This window comes from Azospirillum brasilense (assembly GCF_003349955.1).
Lineage (GTDB): Bacteria > Pseudomonadota > Alphaproteobacteria > Azospirillales > Azospirillaceae > Azospirillum > Azospirillum brasilense_B.
Genome location: NZ_QLKQ01000002.1, coordinates 28,698 through 46,109, shown reverse-complemented (window position 1 = coordinate 46,109; position 17,412 = coordinate 28,698). Strand labels below are relative to the sequence as shown.

The following is a 17,412-nucleotide window of genomic DNA, read 5'->3' as shown; positions in this document are numbered from 1 at the left end:
TTGGGACCATGGACATCCGGAACGAACTGAACGGCCAGCTCCGCATCGTCATCGTCGGCCATGTCGACCACGGCAAGTCGACGCTGATCGGGCGCCTGCTGAACGACACCGGCAGCCTGCCCGACGGCAAGGTGGAGCAGGTCCACGAGATGAGCCGCAAGCGCGGCATGCCCTTCGAATGGGCCTTCGTGATGGACGCGCTCCAGGCCGAACGCGACCAGGGCATCACCATCGACACCACGCAGATCCACTTCAAGACGGAACAGCGCCCCTACGTCATCATTGACGCGCCGGGCCACACCGAGTTCCTGAAGAACATGGTGACCGGCGCCTCCCAGGCCGACGCCGCCCTGCTGGTGATCGACGCCGCCGAGGGGGCCTTGGAGCAGTCGCGCCGCCACGCCTTCCTGCTGCACCTGCTGGGCGTGCGGCAGGTGGCCGTCGCTGTCAACAAGATGGACCGCGTCGATTTCGACCAGTACCGGTTCGAGGCGGTGTCCCAGGAGATCCGCGCCTATCTGGCGGAACTCGGCCTGCACACCTCCACTGTGATCCCGATCGCGGCGCGCCACGGTGACAACATCGTCAGCCGCTCCGACAAGGCGCCCTGGTACGAGGGGCCGACCGTGGTGGAGGCGCTGGACGCCTTCCGTCCGCAGCAGGCGCCGACCGAACTGCCGCTGCGCTTCCCACTGCAGGACGTCTACAAGCCCGACGACCGCCGCATCCTGGCCGGCCGCATCGAGAGCGGGCGCCTGCGCGTCGGCGACACGCTGCGCTTCTCGCCGACCGGCGCCACCGCCACGGTGGTCAGCATCGAGGGGTGGAACCACAGCCAGCCCATCGTCGCCGCCCAGGCCGGGCAGAGCATCGGCATCACGCTGGACAAGCGCATCTTCGCCGAGCGTGGCCATGTCGCGCACCATGAGGAGGGGGCGCCGCACGTCACCCACCGGCTGGGCGTCCGCGCCTTCTGGCTGACCTCGGAGCCGCTGGCGGTCGGCAAGACCTACACGCTGAAGATCACGACGGGCGAGCACCGCGTGACGGTGGAGAGCATCACCGCCGTCATCGACATCGAGGACCTATCGAGCACCCCGGCCAAGGCGGTCCACCGCAACGAGGTGGCCGAGGTCGTTCTGCGCTCCCGCTCGCCGATCGCGGTCGACCTCGCCTCGGCGCTGTCGCGCACCGGGCGCGGCGTGCTGATCGACGGCCACGACGTGGTCGGCGGCTGCATCGTCGTCGAGGTGGACGAGGGTCCCACCGCCTCGGCCAACACGACCGAGGTCTCGCACGCCGTCACCGCGGACGAGCGCAACGCCGCCAACGGCCACAAGGGCGGCGTCCTCTGGCTGACCGGCCTGTCCGGGGCCGGCAAGTCCACGCTGGCCATGGCGCTGGAACGCGCCCTGTTCGACCGCGGCTGGCAGGTCTTCGTGCTGGACGGCGACAATGTCCGCAACGGGCTGAACGCCGGGCTGGGCTTCTCGGCGGAGGACCGGGCGGAGAACATCCGGCGCGTCGCCGAGACCGCCAAGCTGTTCGCCGATGCGGGCGTGCTGGTCATCGCCTCGCTGATCTCGCCGCTCCAGGCCGACCGGGCGCGGGCGCGGGCCATCGGCGGCGAGCGCTTCCACGAGGTCTATGTGGCCGCCGATCTCGCCACCTGCGAGTCGCGCGATCCCAAGGGGCTGTACCGCCGGGCGCGCGCCGGGGAGATCCCGGACTTCACCGGCGTCTCCGCCCCCTACGAGGCTCCGGAATCGGCGGAGCTGACCATCGACACCGGCACCGTCACCCCGGTGGAGGCGCTGGGCGAGTTGCTCGACTACGTGGACGGTGCGTTCGGCCGGAACGCCCTGAAGCGCGGCCGGGTGTAACGGTTCCCGTCCTCCGTTTCGAATGGAAAGCCCCTTCGCGTTCCCGCGAAGGGGCTTTTTCCTATTGTGGATCGAATTTCACACATTGAATCTCATTATGTGAAATTGCCAATTTCATCATCCAATGATGTTCAATTCGCTCTTCCTTCCGATAGGAGATGTGCTAAATAGGCGGGCAATTTCCTGCGAGGATGGAACCATGACCACCCTGACCCGACGCTCCGCGATGCTGGCCGTGGCCGCCGTCGCCTCCCTGGCCGCCTTCACGCCCGGCGCGCTCCGCGCCGCCGATCCGGTGAAGCTGGAGGTCGGCTACATCCCCATCCTTGCCGCCGCTCCGCTGTTCATCCTGGAAGGGGAAGGCTGGGCGCGCGAGGCGGGCATCGATCTGAAGCTGACCAAGTTCGAATCCGGTCCGCACGCGATCCAGGCGATGGCCGCCGGCAAGATCGACCTGCTCTACGCCGGCGTCGCCCCGGTCCTGGTCGCCCGCTCCAAGGGCGCCGACGTGTCGGTGATCGCCAACTCGGCGGTCGAGGAGATGGTCGTGGCCAGCCGCGGCGAGTTCGCCAAGGCGCTGGGCGGCAAGGCCACCGCGGACTCGATCGCGAAGTTCGTCGCCGACAGCGGCCGCAAGGTCAAGATCGGCACGCAGCCGCCGGGCTCGGTCCCCGACACGGTGCTGCGCCACTGGCTGTTCAAGGTGGTGAAGGTCGACCCGGCCAATGTGGAGATCATCTCCATGGGCATCGAGAAGACCCAGCAGGCCCTGCTCGCCGGCGCCCTCGACGCCGCGACGATCCGTGAGCCGACGGTGACCGTGACCCAGAAGGTCGACCCGAACGTCGGTCTGCTCGCCACCGGCGCGGAGATGTTCCCGAACCAGCCCGGCACCGTCATCGCGGTCCGCGGCCCGGTCGCCAAGGAGCATGGCGAGGCGCTGACCCGCCTGCTCAAGGCGCACATCCGCGCCGTGGACCTGATCGCCAAGGACCCGGCCCGCTCCGCCAAGGTCGCCAACGAGTATCTGGGCAAGGGCCTGATGGAGCCGGCCACGCTGGAGGCCGCCTTCCGCTCGCCGGGCTCCAAGTTCGTCGCCGACCCGCACGGTGTCGTTCCGGCGGTCGAGCAGATGATGGCCTACGCCAAGGAGATCGGCTCGGCCGAGGGCACCATCCCGGTGGCGGAGGCCTTCGACTTCCGCTTCTACGACGCGGCCGCCGCGAAGTAAGCGCGATGCGTCAACCGCTGAAGCTTCACAGCTCCATCGCCCTGTCGGCGCTCGGCGTCGGCGCTTTCCTGCTCGCCTGGGAAGCGCTGGCGCGCAGCGGCATCGTGCCCGCCGGGCTGCTGCCGTCGCCCAGCGCCGTGCCCGGCGCCTTCCTGGCGGAGTTCCGGTCCGGCACCTGGCAGGCGATGGTCTTCGCCAGCCTGTCGCACTACCTGTCCGGGCTGGCGCTCGGCACCGTCCTGGGCATCACCTTCGGCACGGCGGCGGCGACCTGGGGCGTCTGGGACGCCTTCCAGGCGTGGGTGGTGCGTATGCTACGCCCCATTCCGTCCATCGCCTGGATTCCCTTCGCCATCATCTGGTTCGGCGTCAGCAAGTCGGCGGCGACCTTCCTGATCGCCCTGACGGTCTTCTGGATCAACTACTACGCCACTTACAGCGCGGTGCGCGGGGTGGACAAGGACCTGATCGAACTCGGCCACGCCTTCGGGCAGGGCGGGCTGATCCCGCGCCTGTTCAAGATCGTCCTGCCCGGCGCGCTGCCGGGCATCCTGTCCGGCGTGCGCGCCGGGCTGGGGCAGGGCTGGATGACGGTGGTGGCGGCGGAGCTGTTCGGCATCTCCGGCCTGGGCGCGCGCATGTCCGACGCCTCCGGCCTGCTCGCCACGCACATCGTCGTGCTCTACATGGTCACCATCGCGGCGCTCTACGGCGTGTGCGACTTCCTGTTCATGCAGGTTCAGCAGCGGGTGCTCGCGTGGCAAAAGTGAACGGCGCAAAAGTGAACGGCTCCGCTGTGATCGACTTGAAGGGCGTCGCCATCGGCTACGGCGCCGAGGCCCCGCCGGTCCTGGTGGACGTCGATCTGTCCATCGAGCGCGGCAGCTTCGTCGCCATCGTCGGACCGTCCGGCGTCGGCAAATCCACCCTGCTGCGCGTCGTCGCCGGGCTGCACACGGCACGCGCCGGTGCCGTGACCATCCACGAGACGAAGAAGCCGGGCCACCGCCCGGTCAGCCTCGTCTTCCAGGACGCCCGCCTGCTGCCCTGGCGGCGGGTCGCCAAGAACGTCCGCTTCGGGCTGGAGGGGCTGCCGATCTCCACCACCGAGCGGGAGGAGCGGGTGGCCGCCGCGCTGCGTCTCGTCCGGCTGGACGATTACGGGCGGCGCTGGCCCTACGAGCTGTCGGGCGGCCAGCGCCAGCGCGTCGGCATCGCCCGTGCCCTGGCCGTCGATCCCGACATCCTTCTGATGGACGAGCCGTTCGGCGCGCTCGACGCCATCACCCGGCACGGGCTTCAGGACGAGTTGCTGCGCATCCACCGCGAGACCGGCAAGACGGTGCTGTTCGTCACGCACGATCTGGAGGAGGCGGTGCATCTCGCCGACCGGATCATCGTGCTGGGCGGCAGCCCGGCGCGCATCGTCCAGGACGTGCGCAACGATCCGGGCCGCGAGAGCGGCGGCTTCCGCGAGCAGGTGGAGCAGCTGCGGTCGGGGATCGCGGACAATTACAGCATTTGAGGGTGGGGTGGTCGTGTAGGGCCCCCCTCCCGGCCTCCCCCCGCTTTCGCAGGGGGAGGAGAAAGGCCCTCCCCTGCAAAGCGGGGGAGGGTTTGGGTGGGGGCTCGACGCGACCACTTACGGTCTACGGCGCCACCCGCCGCACATCCCGCGCCGTCAAATGGACGTTCGCATCCGGGTCGAGCTTGCGGTCCATGATGCGGGCCTCCACCGCCTTATCGAAGACCGGGCGGTTCATGCAGACATACTGCAGGGCCTCGTCCGGTTTCGGCAGATGGCCGGCGAGGGTTTGCAGGGCGCGGCGCGGGACGAACACCCGCCCGTGATACTCCCCGACCTCCACCGCGAACTCCACGGCGTCGGCCTCCTCGTTCCAGGACGGGTCGTCGGGGAACACGAACAGCGGCATCACACCCTCACGCAGAACACATCTCAATCCAGGATGTAGGTAACATCGTAGCCGCTGCGCTTGAAGCGGGTCTTCAAAAGCGTGCCCTGCGCGTCGAACCACAGATCGCGCTCCACGTCGCCGGAGATGCGGTGATGCTGCGCCGCCACCGGGCGCCCGCCGACGGTCAGCGTCTCGGTGCCGACAAGGTCGGCGCGCACGCTGTAGGGCTTGCCGTCGACGACCGAGAGCAGGGTGGGGCGCTTCAGCACCTCCGGGGTCCACAGCGTCAGGGGTAGGGTGTCGGCGCCAGCCTGTCCAGCCTTGCCATCCACCGTGACGGAATAGCCGCCGCCGGTCCGCATCATCCGGATGGCGTGGGGCGTGCCGTCGTCGTCGGTCTGGGCGCTCATGGAGTCGAGCGTCCGGCCCTTCCAGACCTCCTCCCGCTTGTGGTCGTAGCGGAAGTTGATGAACAGCACCTTCACCCGCGTCGAGGCGGTGACGGCGACCTTGGTCACGTCGCCCTGGGGCTCCAGCCGGACGGTTTCCGTGCCGACCGGATCGTCGCCCATCAGAATGCGGTAGGTCAGCGTGCGCGGCTCGGCCGCCTGGGCCGCGGTCGCGGACAGCAGCAGGCCGGCGGCCGCCAGCGCCGCGCGCAGGGCGTGCGTCATGGGTGTTCCCTCCCTGTGTTCATTATACGGCGGCGGCTTATGGTGCCGCCGTCCGGCTCCGTCGCCCGGTCGTGGGCGCTCAGTCGTCGAGGAGCTGCGCCAGCTTCATGGCGACGCCCATCGAGCCGTCCACCTTCAGCTTGCCCATGGTGAAGGCCAGCATCGGGTTCAGCCGCCCGTCCATCAGCTTCTTCAGATTCTCGGCGGAGATGCGGATGGTGCAGTCGGGATCGGCGTCCGCGGCATCCTCCCGCGCGATGGCGACGGGCGTCTCGCGGGCGTTGACACGCACCGCCTCGCCGTCCTCCAGCGCGAAGCGGACGTCGGCCTTCAGGCTGCGGAAGCTGGTGGAGCGGGACTGGAGTTCGCGCAGGATGTCCTCAACCATGGATCGGCCTCTCTCCCCTGGATTCGTGTTTGTCGGATCTTGACAGTAAGTGGAGTTTACGTTTACGTCAACGTCATAACCAAAACGTTTCCGGCGCCTCAACGATCCGGGAATCATCAAATCAATCGAGGGGAGTGAAACCATGCAGACCACCGCCGCGCCCGGGCTCCGAACGCACCGCTCCGCTTTCCGCCGCCGCTTGTCCTGACCGCCGCGCAGCCGGGAGGATCGGAGATGACCGAGAATCTTGCGCGCCGGGGCAGCATCGGGGACGACACACCGGCCCATCCCTGGCTGGCCCACTACCCCGAGGGCATCGCCTGGGACCAGCCGATCGCCGTGATGCCGCTGGCCGAGCTGTTCGAGGAGGCCGCCCGCCGCTACGCCGACCGTCCCTGCCTGGATTTCCTCGGCCGCCGCTACCGCTACGCGGAGGTGCTGGGGCTGGTGAACCGGGCGGCCAAGGGCTTCGCGGCGCTGGGGGTGAAACCGGGCGTCCGGGTGGGGCTGTGCCTGCCGAACACGCCGACCTACGTGATCGCCTATTTCGCGATCTTGAAGGCCGGCGGCACGGTGGTGAACTACAACCCGCTCTACGTCGAGCGGGAGCTGGAGCACCAGATCGAGGATTCCGGGACCGAGATCATGGTCACGCTCGATCTGAAGCAGATCTACCCGCGCATCGAGGCGATGCTGGACCGCACGCGGCTGAAGACGGTGGTCGTTTGCCGCATGGCCTCCATCCTGCCGCCGGTGAAGAGCGTGCTGTTCCGCGTGCTGAAGCGCAGCGAGTTGGCCAGCATTCCCCAGGACGGGCGGCATGTGGACTTCGACGCGCTGCTCGCCAACGACGGCTTGATGCCGCCGGTGCGGCTGGACCCGCGGCGCGACGTCGCGGTGCTGCAATACACCGGCGGGACCACCGGCGTGCCCAAGGGGGCGATGCTGACCCACGCCAACCTCGTGGCCAACGCCCGGCAGGTGCAGGCCTGGTTCCCCGGCATGGCGCTGGGCGAGGAGCGGATGCTCGCCGTCCTGCCCTTCTTCCACGTCTTCGCCATGACGGTGATCCTGAACATGGGGCTGGCGGCGGGGGCGGAGCTGGTCATGCTGCCGCGTTTCGACACGCCGCAGGTGCTGAAGACCATCGCGCGGCGCAAGCCGACGCTGCTGCCCGGCGTGCCGACCATGTACAAGGCGCTGCTGAGCCATCCCGACGTGGCGCGGTATTCGATGCGGTCGATCCGCTATTGCATCTCCGGCGGGGCGCCTCTGCCGACGGAGCTGAAGCGCCAGTTCGAGGAGGCCACCGGCTGCGTGCTGGTCGAGGGCTACGGCCTCAGCGAGGCGTCGCCGGTCTGCGCCTGCAACCCGCTGACCGGGGTCAACAAGGAGGGCTCCATCGGCCTGCCGCTGCCCGGCATCATGGTGCAGATCCGCGCGCTGGACGATCCCGACCGCGTGTTGCCGCCCGGTGAGAAGGGGCAGGTCGTGCTGTCCGGTCCCAACGTCATGGCCGGCTACTGGAACAAGGACGAGGAGAGCCGGCGCACCATCGTCGGCGGCTGGCTGTTCACCGGGGACGTCGGGGTGATGGACGAGGACGGCTACGTCTTCCTGCTCGACCGGCTGAAGGACCTGATCCTCTGCGGCGGCTACAACGTCTATCCGAGGGTGATCGAGGAGGCCATCTACCAGCACCCGGACGTTGTCGCCGTCTGCGTCATCGGCGTCCCCGACGACTACCGCGGCCAGAGCCCGAAGGCCTTCGTCCAGCTCCGGCCCGGTGCCGACCTGACCGCCGAACGGTTGAAGGACTTCCTGCGCGACAAGATCTCGCGGATCGAGATGCCGAAGCACATCGAGTTCCGCGCCGAGCTGCCCAAGACGGCGGTCGGCAAGCTGTCGAAGAAGGAACTGATCGCCGAATCGTTGCAGCAGCCCGAGGGGTGACCGGGGAAGGGCGCGCGGCTTTGTCACATCGCGGCGTGTGTGGTAGGAACGGAGACGCCGTCCGGCGGCGTGGAGCGAGCGGCCATCGCTTCCCCCACGCCGCCGCGGCGCGACGTGACGGAAGGCGTGCCCCCCACCATGGAACAGCTCTACACGGTCAATCAGTTGGCGGAGGAACTGGGCATCACGCCGCGCGCCCTCCGCTTCTACGAAGTGAAGGGGCTGCTGTCGCCCAACCGCCTGGGCAACAACCGCGTCTACACCAAGCGCGACCGCGCCCGGCTGAAGCTGATCCTGCGGGGCAAGCGGCTGGGCTTCTCGCTGGCGGAGATCCGCGAGTATCTCGACCTCTACAACGTCGATGGCGGGGTGGAGCAATTGAAGGTCCTGCAGAAGCGCATCGACGCGCGGCTGAAGGACCTGGAGCAGCAGCGCCAGGACCTGGAGGCGACCGTGGGCGAACTGCGGGAGATCGGAGCCCAGGTGCAGGCCGCGCTGGACGAGCGCGGGTTGGCGTCGAAGAGCGCCTGAGCCGGTGCGGTCCCGTCCGCCCGGTCAAGCCGGAGGGGATGGGGTTATGAATTTGCTGTTCCGCCTGATCGCCGTCATCGTGGCCGCTCTAACGGGGCGGCCGGTGGGGTTCCTGGAACCGGCGCGGCTGCGCTTCCGGGTGTGGCCGACCGACCTCGACCTCAACCTGCACATGACCAACGCCCGCTATTTCAGCGTCATGGACCTGGGGCGCGTCGATCTGATGCTGCGCTCCGGCATGGGGCGGTCGATCCTGCGCCACCGCTGGCAACCGGTGATCGGCGCCGCCAACCTGCGCTTCCGCCGCCCGCTGGCGCCCTTCCAACGCTTCGAGCTGGCGACCCGCGTGCTGTGCTGGGACGACAAGTATTTCTTCATCGAGCATCGGGTGGAGACCGCCACGGGCACGGCGGCGCTGGCCGTGGTGCAGGGCGCCTTCGTGGCGCGCGGCGCCGTGGTTCCCCCGGCGGACATCCTGGCGATCCACGGCGAGCATGGGGAATCACCGCCCATGCCGGACGCCGTCGCTGCGTGGCGCGAGCGGCCGCTGGCGCCCTGACCCTTACGCCCTGACTATTGCGCCCTGACTATTGCATCGCGCCGCCCCCTTGCACTATGGCTGGCCGAACGCGAAAAGCCGGCAAAGCGGAGGGCCAAGGGGCATGGGCGCACACGGAATCAACGGCATCGACCATCTCGTCATCGTCGTCCGCGATCTGGAGAAGGCGCAGGACGCCTATCGCCGCATGGGCTTCACCATCTCGCCGAAGGGCCGGCATGGCGAGCTGAAGTCGGCCAACCACACCATGATGTTCGGGGCGGGCGACTATCTGGAGCTGCTCGCCATCGAACAGCCGCACCCCTTCACCGCCTTTTTCAGCGACGTGCTGAAGACCCGCGAGGGCATCGCCGCGGCCGCGCTGAAGACCGACGACGCGCGGGCGGCGCAGCGCCTCCTCGTCGAGGCCGGCTATCCGGCGGGTGAGCCGTTGGAGTTCGGCCGTCCCGTCGAGCTGCCGGGCGGCGCGCAGCAGGCGCGCTTCACGACGACCCCGATCGACGGCGTGTCGGAATGGGGCGGGCGGGTCTTCCTGTGCCAGCACCACACCCCCGAGGTGGTCTGGCGTCCGGAGCTGATCCAGCACGACAACACGGTGACCGGCCTCGCCGCCCTGGTCGTCGCCGCCGACGATCCCGACGCCACCGCCGCCTCCTACGCCCGGCTGTTCGGCACGGCGGTGGAGACGCGGGGTCCGGCGCGCGTCGTGCCGACCGGCAGCGCCCCCATCGTGGTCGCCGATCCCGCCGCCCTGCAGTGGGGCTGGACCGGCGACCCGGCGCTGGCGGTTCCGCGCCCCTTCCTGGCCGGCATGGTGCTGACGGTGGCCGATCCGGAGCGCGCCCAGCAGGCGCTGCAGAAGAGCAAGTTCCCGACCGTCGTCGGCAACGGCGTGCTGCGCGTGTCGTCCGCCAGCGCCTGCGGCGCCATGCTGGCCTTCGCCAAGGAGTTCGACCTCGGCGCGCTGATCCCGTAAGCCCGCCGGCCGGTTGTCATAACGGAATCATATTGCTGCACTGCGTCCGATCCGTTGGACAGGACGCCGTCGCGGGCGCACATTCCCCTCTTGCGTGCATGTTGCGGCGCATCATGGGGACGGACCGACGTGGCGGACGGCGATTTCGGCAGGGTTCAGATTGAGGCGGCGGGGCAGGGGGCGGCTGAACAGGGAAACCCGTCGGACTATCTCGTCGCCGGCACGCCGGCCTACAAGCGGGCGAGCCGCGTCCTCTTCATCGCCGGTTTCTCCACCTTCGCCGCGCTCTATTGCGTGCAGCCTCTGATGCCCGAATTCACGCGGGCGTTCGGCGTCACTCCGGCGCAATCCAGCCTCGCCTTGTCGGTGTCCACCGGCGTTCTGGCCTTCGCGCTGCTGGTTGCCGGGGCGGTGTCCGACCGGTTCGGGCGTAAGGCGATCATGGCGCTTTCCCTGCTCGCCTCCGGCACGCTGGGCATCAGCGGGGCGATGGCGCCCGACTGGGCCTCGCTGCTGCTGGTGCGGGCGCTGGAAGGGATGGCGCTCAGCGGCCTGCCCGCCGTCGCCATGGCCTATGTGTCGGAAGAGGTGGACCCACGGTCGGCCGGCGTCACCATGGGCCTGTATATCGGCGGGACGGCGCTGGGCGGCATGTCGGGCCGGGCGCTGACGGCGCTGGTCGCCGACGTCGCGTCCTGGCGCATGGCGATGGGGGTGATCGGCACGCTGGGAATCGCCGCCGCCCTGGCGGTGTGGTTCGCGCTTCCCGCCTCCCGCAACTTCCAGCGCCGGCCGGCGGGCATGCGTGAACTGACGGAGGCGTGGCGCGGGCACCTGATGGACCGCGGGATGCTCGCCCTGTTCGCCATGGGGTTCCTGTCCATGGGGGCCTTCGTCACCGTCTTCAACTACATCGGCTTTCGCCTGCTGGCGCCGCCCTTCGACCTGCGCCCGGCGGCGGTCGGCGCCGTCTTCACGGTGTACCTCTGCGGAGTCGTCAGTTCGCCGCTGTTCGGCGGGCTGGCGGTGCGGCTGGGGCGCGGGCGGGTGCTGGCCGTGGCGGCGGCGATGATGGCGGCCGGTCTGGCCCTGATGACGCCGGACAGCCTGTGGACGATGGCTCCGGGCATCGCCCTGTTCACCTTCGCCTTCTTCGGCGTCCACACCGTCGCCTCCGGCTGGATCGGGCAACGGGCGCCGGTCAACCGCGGGCAGGCGTCGGCGATCTATCTGTTCTGCTATTACATGGGCTCGACCATCGCCGGGACGCTGGGCGGCGTCTTCTGGCACGGCTTCGGCTGGGCCGGAGTCGGCGGATTCGTCGGGCTTCTGCTGGTGGTCGGGGTGGTCGTGGCGCTGGGGTTGGCGATCCGCCGCTGATTCGTTCATTGCGCGCATACTGAGGTATGATTTCAACCGTTTCGGTTGCGTCGGGCGCCGCTTCGTCTCATTCTTGGTGCACCTGCACAACGAGGCGACCATGGCCCGTTTGTCCGTCTACAGCGACACCGATCCCACCGTTGCGGAACTCTCGTCCGCCGACCCGGCGCTGGTCACCGCCCATCTGGCGCTGGCCGGCGTGCTGTTCGAGCGCTGGCCGGCGCCTCAGGCCATTCCAGACGCCGCCGACGCCCATGCGGTGCTGGACGCCTACGCCGGGCCGGTGGCGGTCCTGAAGGAGGCGCGCGGCTTCCAGTCCGCCGACGTGGTGCGGATGCCGCGCGGCCAGCCGGACGCGGCGGTCCGCCGCGCCGCCTTCCTTGCGGAACACACCCACGACGAGGACGAGGCCCGGTTCTTCGTGCAGGGAAGCGGCGCCTTCTATCTGCACGTGGACGGAAAAGTGTTCCGCATCGTGTGCGGGACCGGCGACCTGTTGAGCATCCCGGCGCGGACGAAGCATTGGTTCGACATGGGGCCGGACCCGGAATTCACCGCCATCCGCTTCTTCACGCGCCCGGATGGCTGGGTGGCGTCCTTCACCGGTGACGTCATCGCCGACCGCTTTCCGAAGTTCGAGTCGGAAACCGGTAACGTTCCATGACCCACCCATCATGACCCGGCTGCCGCCGTTACCTTTCGCCGCAGCCGATTGCGGGCGAAAAGCGACGCTGTTACAAGCCCTTCGGTATCGGCGCCGATCCAATGGCGGCGCGCCACCCGCTTCGGAGGCTCCATGACCACGGATGGCCACTCCATCCCGTGTACGGGCAACGGCTTCATCGACGCGGCCCATACGTCGCTGATGGACCATGTCGAAGCCATCCGTGGCGCCTGCGCCGACGGTGCTTCCCGTGAGTCCATGGTTCCTCGATTCAGCCGGTTCGCGGACGAGATGCGCATGCATTTCGACCATGAGGAGGTCATCATCCGTGCCGCCGGCTTCACCCGGTGGGAGGAGCACGCCGGCCATCACGCGATGCTGGACCAGCAGTTCGGCCGGCTGATCGACTATGTGCGCGACTGCGAGGTCACCTCGGATTTCCTGTGCACGGTGGCGGGCACGCTGGACGCCGCGCTGTGCGGGCACGAGATCCGGCACGACGGCGATTACACCGCGCTGGTGCGCGACGCGTCGATGGCGCCGGAGGGGCGGACCCTGATCGCCTGGAACAGCGCCTTCGAGGTCGGGGTGGGGCCGCTCGACGCCCAGCATCGTCAGCTCGCCGAGCTTATGAACGAGTTGGACGCGATGAGCCGCCAGGGCGCCCCGTCCGGTGAGACGCTGGACCTCTTCGGGCTGCTGCACGACCATGTGCACGCCCATTTTGCCATGGAGGAAGGGGTGCTGCGCCGCGTGGCGCCCGGCCGCTTCGTGGCCCACCGCAACCACCACCGGCTGTTGGAGGGGCAGTTCGCCCGCATCCGCCAACAGGTGGAGAGCGGCCGGCTCGACACCGGCGTCGCGGTGCGGGGGTTCCTGCGCTTCTGGCTGATGGACCATGTGCTGGGCTCCGACCGTCCGGCCTTCGCCGAGACGGCGGACGCGGCGCCCCGCTGACCGCCGCCATCGTTCCGATACCGGGCCTATCCTGGGCCGCCCCCGACCTGTCATCAAAAAATCACTTGAATCGCCGGGGAAAAAGCGTAATTCATCGGGGACGACGCACTCGCACGTGCCAATGGCCCTCTGTGGTTATGCAACGACGTACCGCGTCCTTTTTGGCAGAACCGGTCATCAGTGGGCCGGTCCCGAGAGGGAGGTAGGCATGTTGGCTCTCCACGGCAGGGCTCTCAGACGGTAGCCCATAGCCGGACATCGACGCTTTGAACCTGCGGAGCTGTTAGCCCGCTCGTGAGCGTTCGACCCGGCTTTTCTCCGTCGCCTTTCACCACAACCCGAATTCCGATCCGCGGCTTTGACGGTCGTGTCGGATTCCCGTCTGTTCGCTGGACCGCCCCGCGCCGGGTGGCCCAGGGTAAGGAGTGCGCCATGGGCTTCATTCGTTCCCGTTCCGCCGTCGCCCCGCTGCGCCGCGGCGTTTCCGTTTCCGCCCCGTCCTTCGGCGCCTCGCCGGTGTCGGACCGCCGCACCTCCGTCCATCAGGCGGTGGCGCTGGCCCGGCCCGAGGAGCCGATGCACTGCATCCGTCCGGGCGTCCTGGCCGACACCGCGTCCAGCTTCGTGGCCGCCTTCGACGCCGCCGTGTCGGGCGACGTGCTCTACGCCGTGAAGTGCAACCCGGAGCCGGCGGTGCTGCGCGCCCTGTGGGCCGGCGGCGTGCGCCACTTCGACGTGGCTTCGCCCGGCGAAATCCGTCTGATCCGCCAGATGTTCCCGGACGCGGTGCTGCACTACATGCACCCGGTGAAGGGGCGCGAGGCGATCCGCGCCGCCTACCAGCAATACGGCGTGCGCGACTTCGTGCTCGACAGCATGGAGGAGCTTCAGAAGATCCTGGAGGAGACGGGCGACGCCCAGGACCTCGGCCTCGTCGTGCGGCTGGCCCTGCCGAAGGGCAACGCGGTCTACGACCTGTCCGGCAAGTTCGGCGCCCCGGCGACGGAGGCGGTCGAGCTGCTCCAGGCGGTGCGCATGGTGGCCCCGAAGGTCGGCGTGTCCTTCCATGTCGGCTCGCAGATGCTCGACCCGTCCGCCTACGAGCGGGCGCTGGAGCTGGCCGGCCGCATCATCGCGGAGTCGGGCGTGGTGATCGACGTTCTGGATGTCGGCGGCGGCTTCCCCGTCTCCTATCCGGGCGTCACCCCGCCGCCGCTCGGCGACTTCATGGAGGCCATCGCCCGCGGCGTGGCGAAGCTCGACCTGCCGGCCCATTGCCGCGTCTGGTGCGAGCCGGGCCGCGCGCTGGTCGCGCCGGGCGTGTCGCTGGTCGTGCAGGTGGTCAAGCGCCGCGGCAACGAGCTGTTCATCAACGACGGCGTCTACGGCGCCCTGTCGGACGCCGGTGTCCCCGGCTTCCGCTTCCCGGCCCGGATGATCCGTCCCTTCGCGCCGATGGGGGACGAGCCGGTGGAGGCCTTCGCCTTCTACGGCCCGACCTGCGACAGCGCGGACCGCATGAACGGCCCGTTCCACCTGCCGGCGGACATCCGCGCCGGCGACTGGATCGAGCTGGGCCAGCTGGGGGCCTACGGGTCCTGCCTGCGCACCGCCTTCAACGGGTTCGACCAGGCCCGCGTGGTCGAGGTTTCGGACGCGCCGCTGCTGGAAACGCCCGGCTATGTGCTGAAGAGCTGCGTCGCCTAAGTCCCGCATCGCGGGAAAGCTGTGGATATCCCTAAAAAATCACCGTAAACCATCGTTGGTCCGCCACCCTCCGCCTTTGCAAGAGGCGCGAGGGTGACGGGCTGTATTTCTGTCACGCCAACCACGGGGGACCGTCTTAGATGACCCTGGACACCAAGCACATCACCTTCACCGGCCGCATGGTCATTGTCGGCTTCGGATCGATTGGCCAGGGAGTGTTGCCCCTGATTTTGCGCCACATCGGAATCACGAAGGACCAGATCACCATCGTCACCGCGGAGGAGCGCGGTCATGCCGAGGCGGATGAGCTTGGCGTCAAATTCATCAACCTGCCGCTGACGAGGGAGAACCACGTCCAGGTTCTGGAGCCCATGCTGGGCAAGGGCGATTTCCTGGTCAACCTGTCGGTGGACGTGTCGTCCGTCGCCTTGTTCGAGTTCTGCCACAAGGTCGGCGCTCTCTACATCGACACCTGCGTCGAGCCGTGGGCCGGCGGTTACACCGACCCGTCGCTGTCGCCGTCGCTGCGCACGAACTACGCCCTGCGCGAGACCGCGCTGTCGCACCGCGCCGCCTATGAGGGCGGGCCGACGGCCGTGCTGACCCACGGCGCCAACCCCGGCCTCGTCTCGCATTTCGTGAAGCAGGCGCTGCTCAACGTCGCCGCCGACACCGGCGAATCGACGGAGGTCCCGAAGGACCGCGCCGGCTGGGGCGCCCTGGCCGCCAAGCTGGGCGTCAAGGTGATCCACATCGCCGAGCGCGACACCCAGGTCTCCAACGAGCCGAAGAAGGTGGGCGAGTTCGTCAACACCTGGTCCATCGACGGCTTCGTCGGCGAGGGCTGCCAGCCCACCGAACTCGGCTGGGGGAGCCACGAGAAGCATTTCCCGGCCGATGGCCGCCGTCACGAGTTCGGCTGCGACGCCGCCATTTATCTGATGCGGCCCGGCGCCTCGACCCGCGTGCGCACCTGGACCCCGCTGGAGGGGCCGTTCCACGGCTTCCTCATCACCCACAGCGAGGCGATCTCCATCGCCGACTACTACACCCAGCGCGACGGCAACCACGTCACCTACCGCCCGACCGTGCATTACGCCTATCACCCGTGCGACGACGCGGTGAAGTCGGTGCATGAGCTGGCCGGCAAGAACTGGTACATGCAGCCGAGCCAGCGCCTGATGATGCACGAGATCGTCAGCGGCACCGACGAGCTGGGCGTGCTGCTGATGGGCCACAAGAAGGGCATCTACTGGTTCGGTTCCCGCCTGGGCATCGACGAGGCGCGCGCCCTGGTGCCCTACAACAACGCGACCTCGCTGCAGGTCACGGTGGCGGTTCTGGCCGGCATCGTCTGGGCGTTGGAGAACCCGAACCGCGGCATCGTCGAGCCGGACGAGATCGACTTCCAGCGCATCCTGGAAATCGCCAAGCCCTATCTCGGCGAGTTGGTCGGCGCCTATGGCGACTGGACTCCGCTGCAGGACCGCGAGCGTCTGTTCCCCGAGGACCTCGACCATGACGATCCCTGGCAGTTCAAGAACTTCCGGATTGTCTGATTGGGAAAGGGGCTCTTCGGAGCCCCTTTTTCTTTGGTGCGGTCAGAGGGTCAGCGCCAGCAGAAGCGCGCCGGCCACCAGGGCGATGCAGGCGCGCCGGTAGAGGTGAAGGGCGCGGGCGATGTCCTGCGCGGTGGCGGCGGTGCGGCCCGGCCCCATCCAGGCGTCCTCGATCCGAACCTCGCCGTAAACCCGCGGCCCGCCGAGCCGGAGGTCGAGCGCCCCGGCCATCGCCGCTTCCGGCCAGCCGGCGTTGGGCGAGCGGTGGCGGTGGGCGTCGCGCCGCACCGACCGCCAGGATTCGGCGGCGTCGGCCCCTTCGGTGAAGCGGGCGGCAACCCAGATCAGCAGAGCCGACAGGCGGGAGCCGGGCAGGTTGACCAGATCGTCCAGCCGCGCCGCCGCCCAGCCGAACGCCTCGTGCCGGGGCGTGCGGTGGCCGATCATGCTGTCCGCGGTGTTGATCGCCTTGTAGAGCGCGATTCCCGGCAGCCCGCCGACCAGCAGCCAGAAGGCCGGGGCGACGACTCCGTCCGAGAAATTCTCCGACAGGCTTTCGATGGCGGCGCGGCTCACCCCATGCTCGTCCAGGCTCGCCGGGTTGCGGCCGACGATGCGCGACACGGCCTCGCGCGCCGACTCCAGCCCGCCGTCGCGGAAGGCGGCGGCGACCGCCGCGACATGGTCGTGCAGGCTGCGCTGCGCCAGCAGGGTGGAGGCCAGGGCCGCTTCGAGGAGCCCGCCGAGCGGCAGGTGCCGGCACAGCCCCGCCACCGCCGACGCCGCGCCGCCGACCACCAGCAGCAGGACGAGCAGAGCCAGCACGCCGGCGGCCTTGCGGACGGCGAAGGAATCGCGCCCGCGGTTGAGCGCGCGGTCAAGCTGGGCGATAAGCGCCCCGATCCACACCACCGGGTGGCGGATTTGGGCGTAGAGTGCGTCCGGATAGCCGGCGGCGGCCTCGATGAGGAGAGCGGCGGCGAGCACGGACGGATGAAGCTCCACGGGGTCGAATCCTCTGGGGAAAGGGAAGG

17 protein-coding genes are annotated in these 17,412 nt (G+C 68.9%); 13 read left to right on the top strand and 4 right to left on the bottom strand.

Annotation, left to right across the window (positions count from 1 at the left end):
* Positions 1–8: 8 nt before the first annotated feature.
* The 4 genes from cysC (at position 9) to DXK32_RS01185 (ending at position 4,639) form a co-directional block, all read left to right on the top strand.
* Entirely contained in the window at positions 9–1,883 is a 1,875-nt protein-coding gene (gene cysC, locus DXK32_RS01200) for an adenylyl-sulfate kinase (RefSeq protein WP_114856842.1), read from the top strand.
* 199 nt (positions 1,884–2,082) lie between these two features.
* The gene (locus DXK32_RS01195; RefSeq protein WP_114856841.1) at positions 2,083–3,114 is read left to right on the top strand and encodes an ABC transporter substrate-binding protein; all 1,032 of its coding nucleotides are present in this window, start codon (positions 2,083–2,085) and stop codon (positions 3,112–3,114) included.
* 5 nt (positions 3,115–3,119) lie between these two features.
* Positions 3,120–3,884: an ABC transporter permease gene (locus DXK32_RS01190; protein WP_205215612.1), complete on the top strand. Its 765-nt coding sequence runs from the start codon at positions 3,120–3,122 to the stop codon at positions 3,882–3,884.
* Positions 3,885–3,895: 11 nt separating this feature from the next.
* Positions 3,896–4,639: an ABC transporter ATP-binding protein gene (locus tag DXK32_RS01185; protein ID WP_432612338.1), complete on the top strand. Its 744-nt coding sequence runs from the start codon at positions 3,896–3,898 to the stop codon at positions 4,637–4,639.
* A 124-nt stretch (positions 4,640–4,763) separates the two neighbouring features.
* Here the strand turns inward: DXK32_RS01185 and DXK32_RS01180 are convergent, their stop codons facing one another.
* The 3 genes from DXK32_RS01180 to DXK32_RS01170 all read right to left on the bottom strand — a co-directional run bounded on the left by DXK32_RS01180 (position 4,764) and on the right by DXK32_RS01170 (position 6,092).
* On the bottom strand, positions 4,764–5,048 hold the full coding sequence (locus tag DXK32_RS01180; protein WP_114856839.1) for a DUF1488 family protein: 285 nt from the start codon (positions 5,046–5,048) through the stop codon (positions 4,764–4,766).
* Positions 5,049–5,071: 23 nt separating this feature from the next.
* Complete coding sequence (locus DXK32_RS01175; RefSeq protein ID WP_114856838.1) at positions 5,072–5,704, bottom strand: DUF6134 family protein; 633 nt, start codon at positions 5,702–5,704, stop codon at positions 5,072–5,074.
* Between the two features lie 79 nt (positions 5,705–5,783).
* On the bottom strand, positions 5,784–6,092 hold the full coding sequence (locus tag DXK32_RS01170) for an SCP2 sterol-binding domain-containing protein (RefSeq protein WP_114856837.1): 309 nt from the start codon (positions 6,090–6,092) through the stop codon (positions 5,784–5,786).
* Between the two features lie 234 nt (positions 6,093–6,326).
* Between DXK32_RS01170 and DXK32_RS01165 the strand changes: the two genes are divergently transcribed.
* The 9 genes from DXK32_RS01165 to DXK32_RS01125 all read left to right on the top strand — a co-directional run bounded on the left by DXK32_RS01165 (position 6,327) and on the right by DXK32_RS01125 (position 16,378).
* Positions 6,327–8,045, top strand: a complete 1,719-nt coding sequence (locus DXK32_RS01165) for a long-chain-fatty-acid--CoA ligase (protein ID WP_114856836.1) — start codon at positions 6,327–6,329, stop codon at positions 8,043–8,045.
* Between the two features lie 138 nt (positions 8,046–8,183).
* Positions 8,184–8,576 carry a MerR family transcriptional regulator gene (locus DXK32_RS01160; protein ID WP_014240764.1) on the top strand — a complete coding sequence of 131 codons (393 nt, stop codon included), beginning with the start codon at positions 8,184–8,186 and terminating at the stop codon, positions 8,574–8,576.
* A gap of 46 nt (positions 8,577–8,622) precedes the next feature.
* Entirely contained in the window at positions 8,623–9,135 is a 513-nt protein-coding gene (locus DXK32_RS01155; RefSeq protein WP_114856835.1) for a thioesterase family protein, read from the top strand.
* Positions 9,136–9,238: 103 nt separating this feature from the next.
* Positions 9,239–10,111 (top strand): VOC family protein, encoded by an 873-nt coding sequence (locus DXK32_RS01150; RefSeq protein WP_114856834.1) that lies wholly within the window; start codon positions 9,239–9,241, stop codon positions 10,109–10,111.
* Between the two features lie 129 nt (positions 10,112–10,240).
* The gene (locus DXK32_RS01145) at positions 10,241–11,491 is read left to right on the top strand and encodes an MFS transporter (RefSeq protein WP_114856833.1); all 1,251 of its coding nucleotides are present in this window, start codon (positions 10,241–10,243) and stop codon (positions 11,489–11,491) included.
* A gap of 100 nt (positions 11,492–11,591) precedes the next feature.
* Positions 11,592–12,155 (top strand): 1,2-dihydroxy-3-keto-5-methylthiopentene dioxygenase, encoded by a 564-nt coding sequence (locus DXK32_RS01140; protein ID WP_114856975.1) that lies wholly within the window; start codon positions 11,592–11,594, stop codon positions 12,153–12,155.
* A gap of 132 nt (positions 12,156–12,287) precedes the next feature.
* Positions 12,288–13,112 (top strand): hemerythrin domain-containing protein, encoded by an 825-nt coding sequence (locus DXK32_RS01135; RefSeq protein WP_114856832.1) that lies wholly within the window; start codon positions 12,288–12,290, stop codon positions 13,110–13,112.
* A 432-nt stretch (positions 13,113–13,544) separates the two neighbouring features.
* Positions 13,545–14,819, top strand: coding sequence for a type III PLP-dependent enzyme (locus DXK32_RS01130; RefSeq protein WP_114856831.1), 1,275 nt, complete (start codon positions 13,545–13,547; stop codon positions 14,817–14,819).
* 140 nt (positions 14,820–14,959) lie between these two features.
* Positions 14,960–16,378, top strand: a complete 1,419-nt coding sequence (locus tag DXK32_RS01125; RefSeq protein WP_114856830.1) for a homospermidine synthase — start codon at positions 14,960–14,962, stop codon at positions 16,376–16,378.
* Positions 16,379–16,420: 42 nt separating this feature from the next.
* Here the strand turns inward: DXK32_RS01125 and cbiB are convergent, their stop codons facing one another.
* The gene (gene cbiB / locus DXK32_RS01120; protein ID WP_114856829.1) at positions 16,421–17,383 is read right to left on the bottom strand and encodes an adenosylcobinamide-phosphate synthase CbiB; all 963 of its coding nucleotides are present in this window, start codon (positions 17,381–17,383) and stop codon (positions 16,421–16,423) included.
* Between the last annotated feature and the right edge of the window lie 29 nt (positions 17,384–17,412).

What these genes read in the sequence shown, in the direction of transcription:
- cysC (WP_114856842.1), top strand. Translation starts at nt 9, where the DNA reads ATGGACATCCGGAACGAACTGAACGGCCAGCTCCGCATCGTCATCGTC.
- DXK32_RS01195 (WP_114856841.1), top strand. Translation starts at nt 2,083, where the DNA reads ATGACCACCCTGACCCGACGCTCCGCGATGCTGGCCGTGGCCGCCGTC.
- DXK32_RS01190 (WP_205215612.1), top strand. Translation starts at nt 3,120, where the DNA reads ATGCGTCAACCGCTGAAGCTTCACAGCTCCATCGCCCTGTCGGCGCTC.
- DXK32_RS01180 (WP_114856839.1), bottom strand. Translation starts at nt 5,048, where the DNA reads ATGCCGCTGTTCGTGTTCCCCGACGACCCGTCCTGGAACGAGGAGGCC.
- DXK32_RS01175 (WP_114856838.1), bottom strand. Translation starts at nt 5,704, where the DNA reads ATGACGCACGCCCTGCGCGCGGCGCTGGCGGCCGCCGGCCTGCTGCTG.
- DXK32_RS01170 (WP_114856837.1), bottom strand. Translation starts at nt 6,092, where the DNA reads ATGGTTGAGGACATCCTGCGCGAACTCCAGTCCCGCTCCACCAGCTTC.
- DXK32_RS01165 (WP_114856836.1), top strand. Translation starts at nt 6,327, where the DNA reads ATGACCGAGAATCTTGCGCGCCGGGGCAGCATCGGGGACGACACACCG.
- DXK32_RS01160 (WP_014240764.1), top strand. Translation starts at nt 8,184, where the DNA reads ATGGAACAGCTCTACACGGTCAATCAGTTGGCGGAGGAACTGGGCATC.
- DXK32_RS01155 (WP_114856835.1), top strand. Translation starts at nt 8,623, where the DNA reads ATGAATTTGCTGTTCCGCCTGATCGCCGTCATCGTGGCCGCTCTAACG.
- DXK32_RS01150 (WP_114856834.1), top strand. Translation starts at nt 9,239, where the DNA reads ATGGGCGCACACGGAATCAACGGCATCGACCATCTCGTCATCGTCGTC.
- DXK32_RS01140 (WP_114856975.1), top strand. Translation starts at nt 11,592, where the DNA reads ATGGCCCGTTTGTCCGTCTACAGCGACACCGATCCCACCGTTGCGGAA.
- DXK32_RS01135 (WP_114856832.1), top strand. Translation starts at nt 12,288, where the DNA reads ATGACCACGGATGGCCACTCCATCCCGTGTACGGGCAACGGCTTCATC.
- DXK32_RS01130 (WP_114856831.1), top strand. Translation starts at nt 13,545, where the DNA reads ATGGGCTTCATTCGTTCCCGTTCCGCCGTCGCCCCGCTGCGCCGCGGC.
- DXK32_RS01125 (WP_114856830.1), top strand. Translation starts at nt 14,960, where the DNA reads ATGACCCTGGACACCAAGCACATCACCTTCACCGGCCGCATGGTCATT.